This is a genomic window from Eisenbergiella porci, assembly GCF_009696275.1.
Taxonomy (GTDB): domain Bacteria; phylum Bacillota; class Clostridia; order Lachnospirales; family Lachnospiraceae; genus Eisenbergiella; species Eisenbergiella porci.
In genome coordinates this window covers 83,578-99,320 of sequence record NZ_VUMI01000013.1, presented here as the reverse complement: position 1 = coordinate 99,320, position 15,743 = coordinate 83,578, and the positions used below count along the sequence as shown (strand labels likewise).

Below are 15,743 nucleotides of genomic sequence, written 5' to 3'. Positions count from 1 at the left end.
GTTTTTAACCGAGCGCAAGCGTGCCCAGACAGCAAACCCTGCCCGGCAAGGGGACGGTTCAACAAACTCCCGAGAGGCCACCCCCCCCCAAGATCCCAAGAAATTCAGGCCTTCTAAGAGAGGAAGGGAATATGGGCAAGACAGCATTTATTTTTCCGGGGCAGGGTTCCCAGTATATAGGCATGGGAAAAGACTTTTATGAGCAATTCCCCGCAGCCAGAGATGTATTTCAGGCGGCTTCAGAGGCTTCAGGGCTGGATGTGGCGGCTCTTTGTTTTGAAGAAAATGAACAGATTAACATTACGGAATATACACAGATCGCCATGCTAACCGTGGAGACGGCGATTCTGAAGGTACTGGAGGAGATGGGCCGCAGGCCGGATGTGGCGGCAGGCCTGAGCCTGGGAGAGTACGCGGCCATGGCAGCAGCGGATGTGATGGACTTAAAGGATTTGTTTTACTGCGTTCGCCAAAGAGGGATTTTCATGCAGGAGGCGGTTCCTGCGGGCGGAGCCATGACAGCGGTTCTGGGGCTGGACAGTGAAACCATTGCACAGGCCTGCGGGGAAATTGATGGCATGGTAAGCGTTGCCAATTATAACTGCCCCGGCCAGACCGTGATTACCGGAGAAGAGGCGGCCGTGAATGCGGCGGCAGAGAAGCTGAAAGCCATGGGAGCAAAGCGCTGCGTGCCCCTGAAGGTAAGCGGGCCGTTCCATTCCCCAATGCTTTCCGGCGCGGGAGAGAAGCTGGGGGAGGTTCTGGAAAAAATCACGCTGAAGAAAATTGCGGTGCCCTATCTTTCCAACGTGACGGCGGATTATGTTACGGATACGGCACAGATAAAAGAACTTTTGGTAAAGCAGGTATCAAATTCCGTCAGATGGCAGCAGTGCGTGGAACGCATGATTGCAGACGGCGTGGATACCTTTGTGGAAATCGGGCCGGGAAAATCCCTGTCGGGTTTTATGCGTAAAATCAACAGGGATGTAACCGTTATTAATATAGAGAAAAAGGAAGATCTGGAGAAGCTGTGAGGAAACTGGACAGTTCCTATCCTGATAAGCTATTGCAGTTAACTAAGAAAGACGGGGAAAAGTAGAATGCTGGAAGGAAAAACAGCGCTGGTGACCGGAGCGGGACGGGGAATCGGAAGACAGATTGCCCTGACGCTTGCGGCAGAGGGCGCAGATGTTATTGTAAACTGTAACGCAAGCTGTGAACAGGCGGAGAAAACAGCAGAAGAAATCAGAAAACTGGGAAGAAGGGCGGAGGTGCTTCAGGCTTCCGTGGCTGATTTCCAGGCCTGCGGGGATATGGTGAAGAAAGCGCTGGAGCTTTTCGGGCACATTGATATCCTGGTGAACAATGCGGGCATTACCAGGGACAATCTGGTGATAGGTATGAAGGAAGAGGATTTCGATGCGGTAATTGATACCAATTTGAAGGGAACCTTCAATACTATCCGTCATTTGTACCGTAACTTTATGAAGCAGAAGAGCGGCAGGATTATTAATCTCTCCTCGGTTTCCGGCGTGCTGGGAAATGCGGGGCAGGCAAACTATGCCGCCAGCAAGGCTGGTGTGATCGGCCTGACCAAGAGCATTGCCAAGGAGCTGGCCAGCCGGAATGTGACGGTAAATGCGGTGGCTCCGGGATATATTGAAACGGATATGACTGCGGCAATGAGCGAGGATGCAAAAAAAGCGGTAATATCACAGATCCCTCTGAAAAGAGTGGGAAGGCCGGAGGATGTGGCGGCTTTGGTAGCTTTTCTGGCGGGAGAGGGCGGCGCTTATATTACCGGCCAGGTCATTTCCGTTGACGGGGGAATGGCGATCTGAATTATTTTTAATCCCGCGGGAGTGGGAGGTTGGGAGCAGATATGAGCAGAAGAGTAGTGGTAACAGGAATGGGCGCGATTACACCCATCGGACTGTCCGTAGAGGAGTTCTGGGCAGCGGTTAAATCAGGAAAAACAGGCTTTGCACCGATTACGAAATTCGATGCATCGGAATATAAATGTAAGCTGGCGGCGGAAGTGAAGGATTTTGACCCAAAGAATTATATGGATTTTAAGGCGGCCAAAAGAATGGAGGCTTTCTGCCAGTTTGCGGTGGCGGCATCCAAGGAAGCGATTGCGGATGCGGGACTGGATATGCAGCAGGAGGATCCCTGGCGCGTGGGCGTGGCTGTCGGCTCCGGCATCGGCTCCCTCCAGGCGATGGAGCGCGAGCACAGCAAGCTGCTGGAGAAAGGGCCTAACCGTGTGAATCCCTTTCTGGTGCCCATGATGATCAGCAATATGGCGGCTGGAAACGTATCCATCCAGTTCGGCCTGAAGGGCAAGAGCATCAATGTGGTTACAGCCTGTGCGACGGGAACCAACTGCATCGGGGAAGCATTCCGTACCATCCAGTACGGGGATGCGGACGTTATGGTGGCGGGAGGCGCGGAAAGCAGCATTTCCCCTATCGGCGTTTCCGGTTTTACGGCGCTCACAGCACTAAGTAGCTGTGAGGATCCTTCCAGATGTTCTATTCCCTTTGACAAGGAAAGAAGCGGCTTTGTTATGGGAGAGGGCGCGGGCGTTGTCATCCTGGAGGAGCTGGAGCATGCCAAGAAAAGAGGCGCCAGAATCTATGCGGAGGTAGTGGGCTACGGTTGTTCTTCCGATGCATTTCATATCACCTCCCCTGCGGAGGACGGCGCCGGGGCGGCAAAGGCCATGGAATGCGCGGTGCAGGACGCAGGCGCGGCGCTGACGGATATTACCTATATCAATGCCCACGGCACAAGCACCCACCTGAATGATTTGTTTGAAACGAGGGCGATTAAGCTGGCCTTCAGGGAACATGCCTCCCACATCCGTATCAACTCCACCAAATCCATGGTAGGACATCTGCTTGGCGCGGCCGGGGCAGTTGAGTTTATTACCTGCGTGAAGGAATTGCAGGAGGGCTTTATTCATGCTACAGTAGGGTATCAGATACCGGATGAAGAGTGTGACCTCAATTATTGTAAAGAGCCTGTGGAGGAAGAATTTTCCTATGCGCTTACCAACTCCCTGGGCTTTGGAGGACACAACGCGAGCCTTCTTGTGAAAAAATTCGTGGAGTAGGAGGAAAGCCTTATGCAGCTTTCAACAAAACAAATTATGGAAATCATCCCCCACAGACAGCCTTTTCTGCTTCTGGATACCATTGAGGAGCTGGAGCCGGGCGTACGTGCGGTGGGAAAAAAATGCGTGACCTATAACGAGCCTTTTTTTGCGGGCCATTTTCCAAAGGAGCCGGTGATGCCCGGAGTGCTTATCATGGAAGCGCTGGCGCAGGCGGGAGCCGTGGCGATACTCAGCCAGCCTGAAAATAAGGGAAAACTGGTGCTGTTTGGCGGCATTGACGGCGCCCGTTTCAAAGGCAAGGTGGTTCCGGGTGACGTGCTCATGCTGGAAACAGAAATTATCAAGGTAAAAGGCCCGGTGGGCGTGGGCAGCGCAAAGGCCACTGTCAACGGAAAGCTGGTGGCAAAGGCGGAGCTGACCTTTGTTGTCACTGCGCCGGAAAAAGCCTGAGAAGGGACCGGAAAAGTAAAATGATCAAGCAATTGCAAATCGGGGATTTAACGGCGCGGTTTCCTGTGATACAGGGTGGCATGGGCGTGGGAGTCAGCCTTTCGGGGCTGGCCGGCGCAGTGGCCGCACAGGGAGGTATCGGCATCATCTCCACGGCTCAGATCGGCTATCGTGAGCCGGATTACCAGGTAAATCCCCATACCGCCAATCTGCGTGCGGTAAAAAAGGAAATCCGGAGGGCTAAGGAGCTGGCGGCCGGCGGTATTGTGGGCGTAAATATTATGGTGGCCACAAAAGGCTATGAGGATTACGTAAAGGCTGCTGTGGAAGCCGGCGCGGATCTAATTATTTCCGGCGCCGGACTGCCTGTGACGCTGCCGGAGGCCGCCTCCGGCGTACGGCGGGAGGACGGGGAAAGCCGCCAGGCAAAGCTTTCTCCCATCGTCTCCAGCGTGAAGTCGGCGAATGTCATCATGAAATACTGGATGAAAAAGTACAATTACCTGCCGGATTTGGTGGTGATCGAAGGGCCTCTGGCCGGCGGCCATCTGGGTTTTGACAGGAAACAGCTTGAGGATATCGAGGGGATGCATTATGAAGAAGAGGTCATGCGCATCCTGGAGACCGTAAAAGCCTTTGGAAGGGCCGGAAACAGGGAAATCCCGGTGGTAATGGCCGGAGGCGTCTATACGGGCGCAGAAGCCCGCAAATGGCTGGATATGGGACTTGACGGCGTCCAGATGGCCACCCGGTTTGTGACGACGGTGGAATGTGACGCCCATCTTGCCTTTAAACAGGCTTATATCAACGCGGAAAAGGAAGATATCGTGCTGGTAAAGAGCCCGGTGGGGATGCCGGGACGCGCCATCCGCAATGCATTTTTGGAAAGAACGGCAAAAGGGCCGGTTCCCCATGGCAGATGCCATGGCTGTATTAAAACCTGTAAACCGCAGGAGACGCCCTATTGTATTACGGAAGCGCTGGTGAATGCGGTAAAGGGAGATGTGGATAACGGCCTTCTTTTCTGCGGAAGCAACGCTTACAGGGCACAAAGGATAGAAACCACGGCGGATATATTTGCGGAGCTTGCATCCGCTTTTGAATAAAATGGATTGACACTGTCAGGTACACTGACGGTATATCAGACAGGAATATGGCCCCTTTCGGCCGTATGCCCGCCGCGTCGGGCAGATGGGAGCAGATATGACGAGCAGAATAATAGGAACGGGAAGCTGCCTTCCGGAAACCATCATAACCAACGACTGGCTTTCCGAAAGAATGGACACCTCGGATGAGTGGATTACCAGCCGGACGGGGATACGGGAGAGACGGCTTGTCAGGGAAGAAACCACTGCGGATATGGCGGAGCAGGCTTCCAGGCTGGCCCTGGAGCAGGCGGGAATCGCACCGGAGGATCTGGATTTGATAGTGGTAGGCACGATTACGGCGGATCATGTGACTCCTTCCGCGGCCTGTGAGCTGCAGGCGCGTCTGGGGGCAAAAAAAGCTATGGCTTTTGACATTAACGCTGCGTGTTCCGGATTTTTGTTTTCACTGGAAACTGCGGATGCATTTCTTGGAACAGGGCGTTTTCAGAACGCTTTGGTCCTGGGGGCGGAAACTCTGTCAAGAATTATGGACTGGACGGACAGGAGCACCTGCGTCCTGTTCGGAGACGGCGCGGGCGCTGTGGTGCTTGCCCGGGAGAAAACAGGGATTTTAAGCTTCGATCAGGGCTGCGACGGCGTCAGGGGAAGCGCGTTGGTCTGCCGCGGCAGAGGGAATAACAACCCGCTGGTGGTAACCGGAAATGAACCGGATTATGTGCATATGGACGGTCAGGAGGTCTATAAATTTGCGGTGACCACGGTTCCGGTATCCATACATAAGGCTCTGGAACAGGCGGGGCTGCAGGCGGAGGATATCAAATATTTTTTCCTGCACCAGGCGAATCTGCGGATTATCCAGTCCGTAGCGAAAAGACTTCATATTTCTGTGGATAAGTTCCCGGTAAGCCTGGATCATTGTGGAAATATCTCCGCGGCCAGCGTGCCAATCCTGCTGGATGAGATCAACAGGAAGGGCTGCCTTTCCCGCGGGGACAAAATCGTGCTCTGCGGCTTCGGCGCCGGACTTTCCTGGGGGACAGCAGTGATGGAGTGGTAAGCAGTGATAGAGTGGTAAAAAAATATAACGACGAAGGTGCAAAACGGTTATAAAATTTATAACTATTCAGTTGATGCGGCGGGAAATGGAAAAGTTGAAAGAAACCTTTTCCGTTTCCTGCCTTTATTTTGTGAAAAATACCGCTTGTGTTTCAAGATAAATATGTTAATATAAATTATAATTAATGTATATTTATACAGTTTTATTTTTGTAAGGCGCGTAAAAGCGCGAGGAGGAGAGAGTAATTATGAAAAAATTTTTAGCAACAGCACTGGCTGTATGCATGACGGTATCTCTTGCCGCATGCGGAAGCAGCGCACAGGGAACTACAACTACAAGCGAAGTAGCACCTGAGGCTTCCAGCGCAGCAACAGCTACAGAGGCGGCAAGTGATACGGCGCCGGAATCCACCGCAGCAGCGGAGACGACAGCGGCAGAGGGCGCAGTGGCAAGCGTTGATGATCTTCCCGGAAAGTCCATCGGTGTCCAGCTGGGAACGACAGGCGATATTTTTGCATCCGATTACGAGGAACAGGGTTCCACAATAGAACGCTTCAACAAAGGAAACGACGCTATCCAGGCGCTTCTGCAGGGAAAGATTGACTGCGTGATGATCGATGAGCAGCCCGCAAAGGCATTCGTAGCCAATACTACAGGACTGAAGATTCTGGAAGAGCCCTTCGCAGAAGAGGATTATGCCATCTGTGTTTCCAAGGACAACGCAGAGCTGACCTCCAGCATTAATGAGGCGCTTGCGAAGCTGAAGGCCGACGGAACGCTGGATAATATTGTAAAGAACTATATCGGGGATGACACCAAGGGACAGTTCCCTTATGAATCTCCTGCTGACGTGGATCGTTCCAACGGTACTCTGGTAATGGCAACCAACGCTTATTTTGAGCCTTATGAATTCTATCAGGGAGACAAGGTGGTTGGAATTGATGCTGATATGGCACAGGCCGTATGCGACGTGCTGGGCTATGAGCTGAAGATTGAGGACATGGAGTTTGATTCCATTATCAATGCAATCCAGTCCGGCAAGGCCGATATCGGGGTTGCAGGCATCACGGTTACCGAGGATCGTCTGCAGAGCGTTGATTTTACTGATTCCTATGCAAGCTCCAAGCAGGTTATTATTGTAAAAGAGTGATGACAGCCTGGCGCGGTAAATGCGTTGAGCTTATAATTGAGTTTATAATAATATAATGTAATGATTTGAGAGGCGTTTTTTTCTCCCGGGCAGAGTGTGTATGATACAGGCGGACCCATGAAATACCATGGGCCCGTTTGTTGCGCATCAGCCAGACCTTATCAGCGTGTCTGACAGCGCGTGGCTGGTGTACAAGTTAGTGCAGTTTTTTGACGGGTAGTAAAAATATACTAAGGAGAAATGGCGGAGGGTATTTAGATGCAAAATTTTTTGGATCAGTTTTATCTGAATTTCATTAAGGACGACCGTTGGAAATATCTGACGGACGGACTGAAGACTACGCTGCTGATTACTTTTTTTGCAGTGATTCTGGGTCTGGTTCTGGGCTTTCTGGTGGCGATTGTCCGTTCCAGCGCAGTGAAGAGCGGGATAAAGAAGCCTGCGAAAATCAAGGAGAAGGGTGTTTATTTTAGGAAGCTGCTGGGCTATTATCTGTTTAAGCTTGTGGATTTTATCTGCCAGCTTTACCTGACGGTAATCCGCGGTACGCCTACGATGATTCAGCTGCTGATTATGTATTATGTAATTTTCGGAAGCGTTACCATAGATAAAAGGGTGGTGGCGATTCTGGCCTTCGGCATCAACTCCGGCGCATATGTGGCGGAAATCGTGCGTTCCGGCATTATGGCCATTGATATCGGGCAGTTTGAAGCCGGCAGAAGCCTGGGCTTTGGCTATCCGGCAACCATGTGGCATATCATTCTTCCCCAGGCGCTGAAAAATGTGCTTCCCGCGCTGGGAAATGAAATTATTGTGCTCCTGAAGGAAACCTCCATCAGCGGTTACATCGCCCTGACGGATCTGACCCACGGCGGCAATGTTATCCGGAGCCAGACCTATTCCGCATTCATGCCCCTGATTGCCGTTGCAGTGATTTACCTGGCAATCGTATCCCTGCTGGCGGCAGGTGTTTCCAAACTGGAAAGGAGGCTGCGTACAAATGAACGCTGACGGACAGATTTTATTTGAGATCCGGGACCTTTGCAAATCCTTCGGGGATATCTCGGTCCTTAAAAATATCAGCACCACCATATCCCAGGGAGAGGTAGTGGTGATTGTGGGACCCTCCGGTTCCGGCAAATCCACCTTTCTTCGCTCCCTGAACCTGCTGGAGGAGCCTACGGCAGGGCAGATTCTTTTCGAGGGAAAGGACATCACCGATCCCAAGGCCAATATTAACCTGTACCGGCAGCATATCGGTATGGTATTCCAGCATTTTAACCTGTTTCCCCACAAGACGATTCTGCAGAACATGACGCTTGCGCCCATCCAGCTGCTGAAACGTCCGAAAAAGGAAGCCGAGCAGGAGGCCATGCAGCTTCTGGAGCGGGTCGGTCTGACGGAAAAGGCCAATGCATATCCTTCCCAGCTGTCCGGCGGGCAGAAGCAGCGTATTGCCATCGTGCGTTCCCTGTGCATGCATCCGGATGTGATGCTGTTTGACGAGCCTACCAGCGCGCTTGATCCGGAAATGGTCGGAGAGGTTCTGGGAGTTATGTCAGATCTGGCAAGGGACGGCATGACTATGGTCATCGTTACGCATGAAATGGGTTTTGCCAAAGAAGTGGGAAGCCGTGTACTGTTTATGGATGACGGTATTATTAAGGAAGAGAGCGCGCCTAAGGAATTCTTTGACAATCCGAAGAATCCAAGGCTGCGGGAGTTCCTTTCCAAGGTGCTGTAGGCTGTAGCCAGGCGCTTTGGCGGGACAGGAAGTTGTCTGGTTATTAATTGTCTAAATATGAAAAAGTCTGATTATGTAAATATGGATGCCTGTATAAGGAAATGCCGGCGGGAGGCCGGGGCCTTATGCAGGCATTTTTTATGCTTCGGGGAAATATAATGGTAGAAAAAAGGCGGCTGCCCGGACGACGGACAGCTGTGAAAAAAGGGTTTATATGCTGAATTATATTTGGGCGGTTATGATTGCCATAGGGGTTATTTACGGGGCCCTGACGGGCAATATTGAGGCGGTGGCAAACGGCGCCCTGGAGTCCGCGGGTGAGGCGGTGCAGTTGTGTATTACCATGGTGGGCATTATGGCGCTTTGGGTGGGGCTGATGGAGATTGCCAAGAATTCAGGGCTGATTGCCTCTATGACAAGGGGGATTCAGCCGTTTGTCAGCTTTTTGTTTCCCAGGCTCCCCAGGAACCATGCAGCAAGGGAGTATATTTCCACCAACATTATTGCCAATATCCTGGGCCTGGGCTGGGCCTGCACGCCTGCGGGCCTGAAGGCCATGGAGGAGCTGCAGAAGCTGAATGAGGAGGAGTGCCGGAAAACAGGGAGGTCGCCGCATACGGCGAGCAATGAAATGTGTTCCTTTCTTATTCTGAATATTTCATCCCTGCAGCTGATTCCGGTGTCGATTATTGCATACAGGAGCCAGTACGGGAGTGTGAACCCTACGGCGGTGATCATGCCGGGAATGATTGCCACTTTATTTTCTACGATAGTGGGAGTGATTTTTATTAAGGTGATGGACCGGGGGAGGAAGGGGAGCGGGTGATTCTGCTCAAATATTTTTCGGGAATTTCAGTACCTTTAGAATTCTGTCCTGCTCTTCCGGGGGAAATTGGTGGAAGATGTTAATTACTTCGGCGTCCCGGGTGGCAGAGTGTTTTTGGCTGTCCGTATCGGACTCTCCGGCGGCAAGAATAGAATCCACGGTCACATTGCAGAGCTTTGCATAATATGTCAGGACGCAAAGGTTAAGCTTGGCACGGTTATTTTCAATATTACCGATAAATGAGATAGTACAACCTAGTTCCTTTGAGGGGAAAGTGCATACTGAATGTAGCGAAAATCGGTATTTTTGTTATACGTATCCTGATATTCTGGATGAAATGGGAAGGATTCTTATCCGAAATGACATCATTCTCCGGCTGAAGTCGGTTCAGATGGTTTAAACCAATATGCGTATACCGAAAATTTTGAGAAAGAATTATTATAGTAAATATATATGACCTGTCGTTCATTAATCGGTGATATAGTTATTTTTATTTATGATATAACCAGGAACTTCAGACATATAACCAGGGGCTGGCTGGAAAGAGTAAGCGGGAATTGTCATATGTACGGCAGGCATAAACAACGAATCATGAACAGGCCAAAGGGTGCATATATTGTTTAGAAAATGACTGCTGAGGTATGCCGTCTATGATGAACGTACTGGCAAATCTGTCAAATATTATTATTCCGGCATTGATATTTTATATTGTGGCGTATGGAGTAATTCACCATACGAATGTATATGAAGATTTTATCAGAGGAGCGGAGGACGGCTTTAAAACGGTAATACAGATTATGCCCACACTTATCGGACTGATGATGGCGGTGGGGATCTTGCGCGCATCCGGGTTCCTGGAATTTTTCGGCGGACTGGTCGGAAAGCTTACGGAGCCGATAGGGCTGCCTGCTCCTGTTGTGCCGCTGATTTTTGTCAAACTGTTTTCCTCTTCGGCCGCAACAGGACTGGTGCTGGATATTTTTAAAAATTATGGTACGGATTCTTACATAGGTATGATGACATCTATTCTGATGAGCTGTACGGAAACCTGTTTTTACACTATGAGTGTGTATTTTATGGCGGCAAAGGTTACGAAGACGAGATATACGCTGGCTGGTGCGCTGACGGCTACGGCGGCGGGAATTATTGCGAGTATTGTATTGGCAGGGGTAATTTGATTTAATAACTTAAACCGGTATATGATTATATACAAACATTAAGTTTAAAAAAGTCTAAGGACAGCCGCATTAGATTAAATAAAATTGGTGATTATATACAGATTTTAAGTGTATATGGAACCACAGCAGGAGAGCCTTATATGAAGCATTTAGAGGGTGCCATATGGGAGTTAGGGATACGATACTGAAAATACTGGCACCATTGGGAAAAACCCTATATGTTGGTGATTTAAAAAACAGCAAAGTGCAAAGAAGATGTGGGGGCTATTGCCTCCGGTATATATATTTATTGTGATAATGTAATAGTTTTGGATAGTGAGATTATCACCAACATGGGTATTTGAAAATAAGTTTTTGATTACAAAAGGAACAGGCTGCCCTGTTCCTTTTGTGATCTCAAATATAATAAACGGAATGATGTTTTAAGCAAATGTTATTTAACAAACTTCTGTACATAGCCCATGATAAAGATGAACAATACGATGGCGGGCAGGATGAAGCTTACATAAATACGCGACCACTGAGGGAACTTCACGCCCTTGCCGGAATCGGCTTCCTTAATGAAGCTCTTCCAGCCCCAGCCGTAGCGGCTGGTACAGAACAGCAGGTATCCCAAACTTCCTAGGGGAAGCAGGTTATTGGAGACGATGAAATCTTCCAGATCCTGAATCGTGGAGCCTGCGCCCAGCGGAGCGATTGCGCTCCAGATATTGAAGCCGAAAACACAGGGCAGGGAGAGTAGAAGGATCGCAACGAAGTTGACCGCAACAGCTTTTTTTCTGGTCCATCCGAACAAATCGATGGAGAAGCTTAAAATATTTTCGAATACGGCTATGATGGTGGACAGGGCAGCGAAGCTCATGAAGATGAAGAACAGGGTGCCGAAAATGCGTCCGCCGGCCATCTGGTTAAAAATATTGGGCAGGGTTACGAATACCAGTCCGGGGCCCTCTCCGGGATTTACCTGGAAAGCGAAGCAGGCGGGGAAGATGATCAGCCCGGCCAGCAGGGCCACGATGGTATCCAGCGTACAGATACGGATGGACTCACCGGTAAGGGTGTGCTCCTTGGCAATATAGCTTCCGAAAATAGCCATGGCGCCGATGCCTAAGCTCAGGGTAAAAAATGCCTGTCCCATGGCAGCGAAGACAACCTCAAACAGGCCATATTCAGTTATTTTATGAAAGTCAGGTATCAGGTAAAAGCGGACGCCTTCGGCTGCGCCGGGCAGGGTAACGCTTCTGATACAAAGGATGATCAGAATAACAAACAGGGATGCCATCATGAATTTGGTTACGCGTTCCACACCCTTCTGCAGGCCGAGGCTGCATACGAGGAAGCCGATGATTACCGTGACGATCATCCAGAAGGTCATGGATCTGGGCTGCCCGAGCATACCGTTAAAAACGCCGCCCACTTCATCCGGTGTGAGGCCGGTGAACTCTCCGCGTATCATTTTAATTACATAAGCGAGCATCCAGCCGCCTACGGTGGTATAGAACATCATGAGGAGATAGTTGCCTGCAATAGCAATAATGGCCATGAAATGCCATTTGCTTCCCTTTGGCTCCAGTACGTGGAAGCTGCGGGCAGCGGATTTCTGGCTGGCACGGCCCACCGAAAATTCCATTACCATAATAGGAAGGCCGAGAATTACAAGAAAGACAAAATAGATGAGCACGAAAGCGGCTCCGCCGTATTTTCCGGTAATGTAGGGAAAACGCCATACGTTTCCCAAACCAACGGCACAGCCGGCTGAAATGAGGATAAATCCCAGCCGGGATGAGAACTTTTCTCTTTTTTCCATAAGTTAATTCCCCCTAGAAATTTGTGTGTACTTTCATCAGCATATAAGAGAAGGTGGGGGAAGTCAATAGGGAAAATGGAAGTCTAGTCTTTCAAATTAATGCATTTTATGATTTTACTTGTTTCATATTCGTAACCAGTTTTTATGTTTTTTAACTCTAATATTTTTTCAGCATCAATCAGCTGCCCGCTTATTTTTGAAAGAAGGATATCGGCAATGTCTGCGCGTGAGCTATATTTATCTGATTTAAGTGCAGTCTAATAAATGGGGACAGCACTGAAGCTGCCGCGGCCACGAGGAGTCCCAGCAGTACAAAGGTAACTATTAGTTCGATTTATGTATATCCTTTTTGATTATTTTTAATCCGTTTTTTCCCCTGTAAATTTCCTTTTGTCTATCACTGTTTATCCTATTGGACTCTACCGTATAGCTCCATTATAGGCGCCATCTCCCTCTGCATTTTTGCTTGTCACAGTGCAGTTCATAATGAGATTAAGGAATTCTTCTTTTGTTCGTACTTCATCAGCCTTGTTATCTCCATAGGCCAGATGCTCATGACGCCGTCCGAGGAATCGGTATAGAGTATTTCCTCATCATCACTGTCTTCGTGAGATACAGCTATTGCGTTGACAAAGAAACGCACCCGGCATCCCTCAAGGGCTTCCAAACTGCAGTTTTCAAGTATGAGGAGGCATTTTATAGCATTTTTTTATTATAAGCGAAATTCCTGGGCTGTGGAACTTATTTTAGTGAAGATTTTTGGTGGACTGAAAAGTAAATAAAAATTGTTAAAATATTAGTATAGAAAATGATATAGACTATTTTATTTTAAGTTGAAGAAGACGGTGGAATTTGTTGACAAAGAGTTACGATAAGACTATATTTAGTAAAAAGGTAAAACTCTTGTAATGATTGATGCAAAAAGATATATCTACGTATAGTTAACGGGGGTTTAGATATGTCTTTTTGCATTTTTTTATTGCAGGAAGAAATTGCAGGTGTTTTGCGGTAGTTGATATTATTGATTATAGGTAAAGGAACTGAGTGGGATTATTTTGAAGTGAGTTGGTAGCCGGGCAGTATTATGTAGGTGCTTTTGGTAAAAAGTTTTATTGAACAAATGTAATTGATAAAATGTAAGAGCGTGAAATGGGTAACTGTTGTTGATCTCAGAGGAAAGGATTGTATTATGAGATTATTTCTAAAGCTTAAAAATGATAAAAAAGGATTTACGTTGGTTGGGATGATTGTTGTTATTATTGGTATCTTGTTGGCTATTTTGGTGCCTGGGATGTTTAAGTATATTGATAAGGCGAAGGATAAGATTAGGAATGACATATACGGAAAATGGAAAAAAGATAACATTAGATGAACATGGTTGGACTGATTATTGTATCATACAAGATTTTTATTTATCTTTTTATGTTAGATATATGTTTTATTATACAATCATTCGCAGGCAGGAGTGTGTCTCTTATAAGCTAAGAATATCCAGCTTGCAATGAAAATACCCGCTGTGGAATATTATGGAGATAATCGCAGTGAATACGCTCCTAATATACAGTATGGTATGATGAAAGACACAATAAATGAAAAATTATATATCGGATTTTACAATAATTTGTAAAATAGTATAGGTTAAAAATGCATCCTTTAATAATGAATAAACTGTATATTAGCATGATTTTGCTCAGTAGTGTTTCTTTTTATTTAATAAATGGTATCACGTATTCAATATCCTATGAATTAAAATTGGTGGAGGGATATAGACTGTTTTTTCAGGAAGGCGTACACAAACGGTATATTGCAAATGCAATGCTGGGAGGAATACTTGCCAGTTTTACAACATGGAATTACATAAATATATCAACTGTGTTAACAATACTATTATTTTTGGCTCTTTTGTCAATTATATCTTCCGTTGATATTGCTACCATGGAAATCCCCAATACCTTCGTTATAGCTGCGCTTGTATTAGGGATCATCTCCATCTTCACAATGCCCGGTACCAGCCTCCCTTCCCGCATCTTAGGAATGTTCGTAGTCAGCGTCCCGCTTCTCCTCATAACGCTTCTAATCCCCGGCGCCTTCGGCGGCGGAGATATCAAGCTAATGGCGGCCTGCGGTCTGTTCCTCGGAACCAAGCTGACCCTGTTGTCCTTCGCCTTTGCAGTATTAACCGGCGGCCTGTACGGAATCTGGCTTCTGGTAATGAAGAAGAAAAGTGGAAAAGAACACTTCGCCTTCGGTCCATTCCTGTGTCTGGGCATGGCAGCAGCACTGTTCATCGGAGACAAGGTATGGCACTGGTATGTAGGACTTCTATATTTGTAACTTCGATTTTGCTTTATTACGCTTTACAATGTGCCATGAATGCCTCATTATTAAATATATCATACTAATCCACTAACCAACAATGCAGCAAAGGCGGCGTATTGAAGGGGGGTGTGCCCCAGTGCCTGATTCCCACGGCGGACGGCCGGGGCCGGATTGCGGCGACGGAGGTGCTGACGGGAACGGATGCGGTGATGAACCTGATCCGGGAAAGCAAGGGGCATCAGATGGCCACGCTCATGCAGTCCGGGGCTGCCAATGGAATGCATACGCTGAACGGTGATTTGTCGCGGCTTGTAGCCATGGGGGTTATTTCCGGGGAAAATGCGTTTAAATATTCCAATGACAAAAGAGATTTGACAAATTATCTCTAGGAAAATCTTATAAAAAAGAGTATGATAACTATGAGGGGAATCAGAGCCGGCGCCGGTCAGACAGCCGGTCTGGTTCCTTTTATGCGTTTAGAGAAAAAATACGGAGTTCAGGTATATGGATCAGTCATCAATAGTATTTATCAGTATTATATCAGCAGCAGGGCTGGCGGCCCTGGTTTTGGTTGCTTTTTTTGTGGCAAGGGCGTGGAAGCACAGACGGCGGAGCCTGGAAATGGACGATATGGAAGGGCATGAGTTCGAGTATTTCTGTGCGGATCTGCTGCGGGATAAGGGATTTCTGGATGTGGAGGTCACAAGGGGCAGCGGTGATTTCGGCGTGGATATCCTGGCGGAAAAGGACGGGGTAACTTATGCGGTCCAGTGCAAGTGTTATAATGCCCCCATCGGGATTAAGGCGGTGCAGGAGATTTATGCGGGCCGCGATTATTATGACCGGATGGTGGGAGTGGTAATGACGAATCAGTATTTTACCTCTGCGGCGGTGGATGCGGCGAAGAAGCTGAAAATCCTCCTTTGGGACAGAGGATACCTGGAAAGTATGATGGAAGAGCTGGATTAGGGCATGCAGG

General features: G+C 48.3%; 17 protein-coding genes. 15 read left to right on the top strand and 2 right to left on the bottom strand.

Annotated elements, in window-relative coordinates; all coding sequences use genetic code 11:
- Nucleotides 1–131 precede the first annotated feature (131 nt).
- From fabD to FYJ45_RS10000, 11 genes are all read left to right on the top strand, one after another.
- Nucleotides 132–1,037: an ACP S-malonyltransferase gene (gene fabD / locus FYJ45_RS10050; protein WP_154464490.1), complete on the top strand. Its 906-nt coding sequence runs from the start codon at nucleotides 132–134 to the stop codon at nucleotides 1,035–1,037.
- A gap of 66 nt (nucleotides 1,038–1,103) precedes the next feature.
- Entirely contained in the window at nucleotides 1,104–1,844 is a 741-nt protein-coding gene (fabG, locus tag FYJ45_RS10045; RefSeq protein WP_154464489.1) for a 3-oxoacyl-[acyl-carrier-protein] reductase, read from the top strand.
- A 41-nt stretch (nucleotides 1,845–1,885) separates the two neighbouring features.
- A complete protein-coding gene (fabF, locus tag FYJ45_RS10040; RefSeq protein ID WP_154464488.1) occupies nucleotides 1,886–3,121 on the top strand; it encodes a beta-ketoacyl-ACP synthase II in 1,236 nt (411 codons plus the stop codon).
- Between the two features lie 12 nt (nucleotides 3,122–3,133).
- A complete protein-coding gene (fabZ, locus tag FYJ45_RS10035) occupies nucleotides 3,134–3,574 on the top strand; it encodes a 3-hydroxyacyl-ACP dehydratase FabZ (protein ID WP_021639284.1) in 441 nt (146 codons plus the stop codon).
- A gap of 20 nt (nucleotides 3,575–3,594) precedes the next feature.
- Nucleotides 3,595–4,680, top strand: a complete 1,086-nt coding sequence (locus FYJ45_RS10030) for an NAD(P)H-dependent flavin oxidoreductase (protein WP_154464487.1) — start codon at nucleotides 3,595–3,597, stop codon at nucleotides 4,678–4,680.
- A gap of 97 nt (nucleotides 4,681–4,777) precedes the next feature.
- Entirely contained in the window at nucleotides 4,778–5,740 is a 963-nt protein-coding gene (locus FYJ45_RS10025) for a beta-ketoacyl-ACP synthase III (RefSeq protein ID WP_154464486.1), read from the top strand.
- A gap of 247 nt (nucleotides 5,741–5,987) precedes the next feature.
- Nucleotides 5,988–6,890: a transporter substrate-binding domain-containing protein gene (locus FYJ45_RS10020; RefSeq protein WP_154464485.1), complete on the top strand. Its 903-nt coding sequence runs from the start codon at nucleotides 5,988–5,990 to the stop codon at nucleotides 6,888–6,890.
- A 258-nt stretch (nucleotides 6,891–7,148) separates the two neighbouring features.
- On the top strand, nucleotides 7,149–7,901 hold the full coding sequence (locus FYJ45_RS10015) for an amino acid ABC transporter permease (protein ID WP_021639279.1): 753 nt from the start codon (nucleotides 7,149–7,151) through the stop codon (nucleotides 7,899–7,901).
- The gene (locus FYJ45_RS10010; protein WP_154464484.1) at nucleotides 7,891–8,634 is read left to right on the top strand and encodes an amino acid ABC transporter ATP-binding protein; all 744 of its coding nucleotides are present in this window, start codon (nucleotides 7,891–7,893) and stop codon (nucleotides 8,632–8,634) included. The genes FYJ45_RS10015 and FYJ45_RS10010 overlap by 11 nt, the downstream gene beginning before the upstream one ends.
- 214 nt (nucleotides 8,635–8,848) lie before the next feature.
- Entirely contained in the window at nucleotides 8,849–9,460 is a 612-nt protein-coding gene (locus FYJ45_RS10005; protein ID WP_154464483.1) for a nucleoside recognition protein, read from the top strand.
- Between the two features lie 653 nt (nucleotides 9,461–10,113).
- Nucleotides 10,114–10,638, top strand: a complete 525-nt coding sequence (locus tag FYJ45_RS10000) for a nucleoside recognition domain-containing protein (RefSeq protein ID WP_195841766.1) — start codon at nucleotides 10,114–10,116, stop codon at nucleotides 10,636–10,638.
- A 433-nt stretch (nucleotides 10,639–11,071) separates the two neighbouring features.
- Here FYJ45_RS10000 and FYJ45_RS09995 read toward each other — a convergent pair whose 3' ends face one another.
- The gene (locus FYJ45_RS09995) at nucleotides 11,072–12,445 is read right to left on the bottom strand and encodes a sodium-dependent transporter (RefSeq protein ID WP_154464481.1); all 1,374 of its coding nucleotides are present in this window, start codon (nucleotides 12,443–12,445) and stop codon (nucleotides 11,072–11,074) included.
- A gap of 481 nt (nucleotides 12,446–12,926) precedes the next feature.
- On the bottom strand, nucleotides 12,927–13,112 hold the full coding sequence (locus FYJ45_RS09990; RefSeq protein ID WP_154464480.1) for a hypothetical protein: 186 nt from the start codon (nucleotides 13,110–13,112) through the stop codon (nucleotides 12,927–12,929).
- Between the two features lie 522 nt (nucleotides 13,113–13,634).
- On the opposite strand from FYJ45_RS09990, the gene FYJ45_RS09985 reads away from it, so the two are divergent.
- The 4 genes from FYJ45_RS09985 (at nucleotide 13,635) to FYJ45_RS09970 (ending at nucleotide 15,733) form a co-directional block, all read left to right on the top strand.
- Nucleotides 13,635–13,817, top strand: a complete 183-nt coding sequence (locus FYJ45_RS09985; protein ID WP_154464479.1) for a type IV pilin protein — start codon at nucleotides 13,635–13,637, stop codon at nucleotides 13,815–13,817.
- A gap of 383 nt (nucleotides 13,818–14,200) precedes the next feature.
- The gene (locus tag FYJ45_RS30595; RefSeq protein ID WP_321170216.1) at nucleotides 14,201–14,779 is read left to right on the top strand and encodes a prepilin peptidase; all 579 of its coding nucleotides are present in this window, start codon (nucleotides 14,201–14,203) and stop codon (nucleotides 14,777–14,779) included.
- Nucleotides 14,780–14,880: 101 nt separating this feature from the next.
- Nucleotides 14,881–15,153: a hypothetical protein gene (locus FYJ45_RS09975; RefSeq protein WP_195841764.1), complete on the top strand. Its 273-nt coding sequence runs from the start codon at nucleotides 14,881–14,883 to the stop codon at nucleotides 15,151–15,153.
- A gap of 115 nt (nucleotides 15,154–15,268) precedes the next feature.
- Nucleotides 15,269–15,733 carry a restriction endonuclease gene (locus FYJ45_RS09970; RefSeq protein ID WP_154464477.1) on the top strand — a complete coding sequence of 155 codons (465 nt, stop codon included), beginning with the start codon at nucleotides 15,269–15,271 and terminating at the stop codon, nucleotides 15,731–15,733.
- The last annotated feature ends 10 nt before the right edge of the window (nucleotides 15,734–15,743 follow it).

Excerpts from the sequence above, each read along its gene's own strand:
- FYJ45_RS10015 (WP_021639279.1), top strand. The coding sequence starts at position 7,149 with ATGCAAAATTTTTTGGATCAGTTTTATCTGAATTTCATTAAGGACGAC.
- fabF (WP_154464488.1), top strand. The coding sequence starts at position 1,886 with ATGAGCAGAAGAGTAGTGGTAACAGGAATGGGCGCGATTACACCCATC.
- fabG (WP_154464489.1), top strand. The coding sequence starts at position 1,104 with ATGCTGGAAGGAAAAACAGCGCTGGTGACCGGAGCGGGACGGGGAATC.
- FYJ45_RS10030 (WP_154464487.1), top strand. The coding sequence starts at position 3,595 with ATGATCAAGCAATTGCAAATCGGGGATTTAACGGCGCGGTTTCCTGTG.
- FYJ45_RS09995 (WP_154464481.1), bottom strand. The coding sequence starts at position 12,445 with ATGGAAAAAAGAGAAAAGTTCTCATCCCGGCTGGGATTTATCCTCATT.
- FYJ45_RS09970 (WP_154464477.1), top strand. The coding sequence starts at position 15,269 with ATGGATCAGTCATCAATAGTATTTATCAGTATTATATCAGCAGCAGGG.
- FYJ45_RS10010 (WP_154464484.1), top strand. The coding sequence starts at position 7,891 with ATGAACGCTGACGGACAGATTTTATTTGAGATCCGGGACCTTTGCAAA.
- FYJ45_RS10000 (WP_195841766.1), top strand. The coding sequence starts at position 10,114 with ATGAACGTACTGGCAAATCTGTCAAATATTATTATTCCGGCATTGATA.
- FYJ45_RS09985 (WP_154464479.1), top strand. The coding sequence starts at position 13,635 with ATGAGATTATTTCTAAAGCTTAAAAATGATAAAAAAGGATTTACGTTG.
- FYJ45_RS10025 (WP_154464486.1), top strand. The coding sequence starts at position 4,778 with ATGACGAGCAGAATAATAGGAACGGGAAGCTGCCTTCCGGAAACCATC.
- FYJ45_RS10005 (WP_154464483.1), top strand. The coding sequence starts at position 8,849 with ATGCTGAATTATATTTGGGCGGTTATGATTGCCATAGGGGTTATTTAC.
- fabD (WP_154464490.1), top strand. The coding sequence starts at position 132 with ATGGGCAAGACAGCATTTATTTTTCCGGGGCAGGGTTCCCAGTATATA.
- FYJ45_RS10020 (WP_154464485.1), top strand. The coding sequence starts at position 5,988 with ATGAAAAAATTTTTAGCAACAGCACTGGCTGTATGCATGACGGTATCT.
- fabZ (WP_021639284.1), top strand. The coding sequence starts at position 3,134 with ATGCAGCTTTCAACAAAACAAATTATGGAAATCATCCCCCACAGACAG.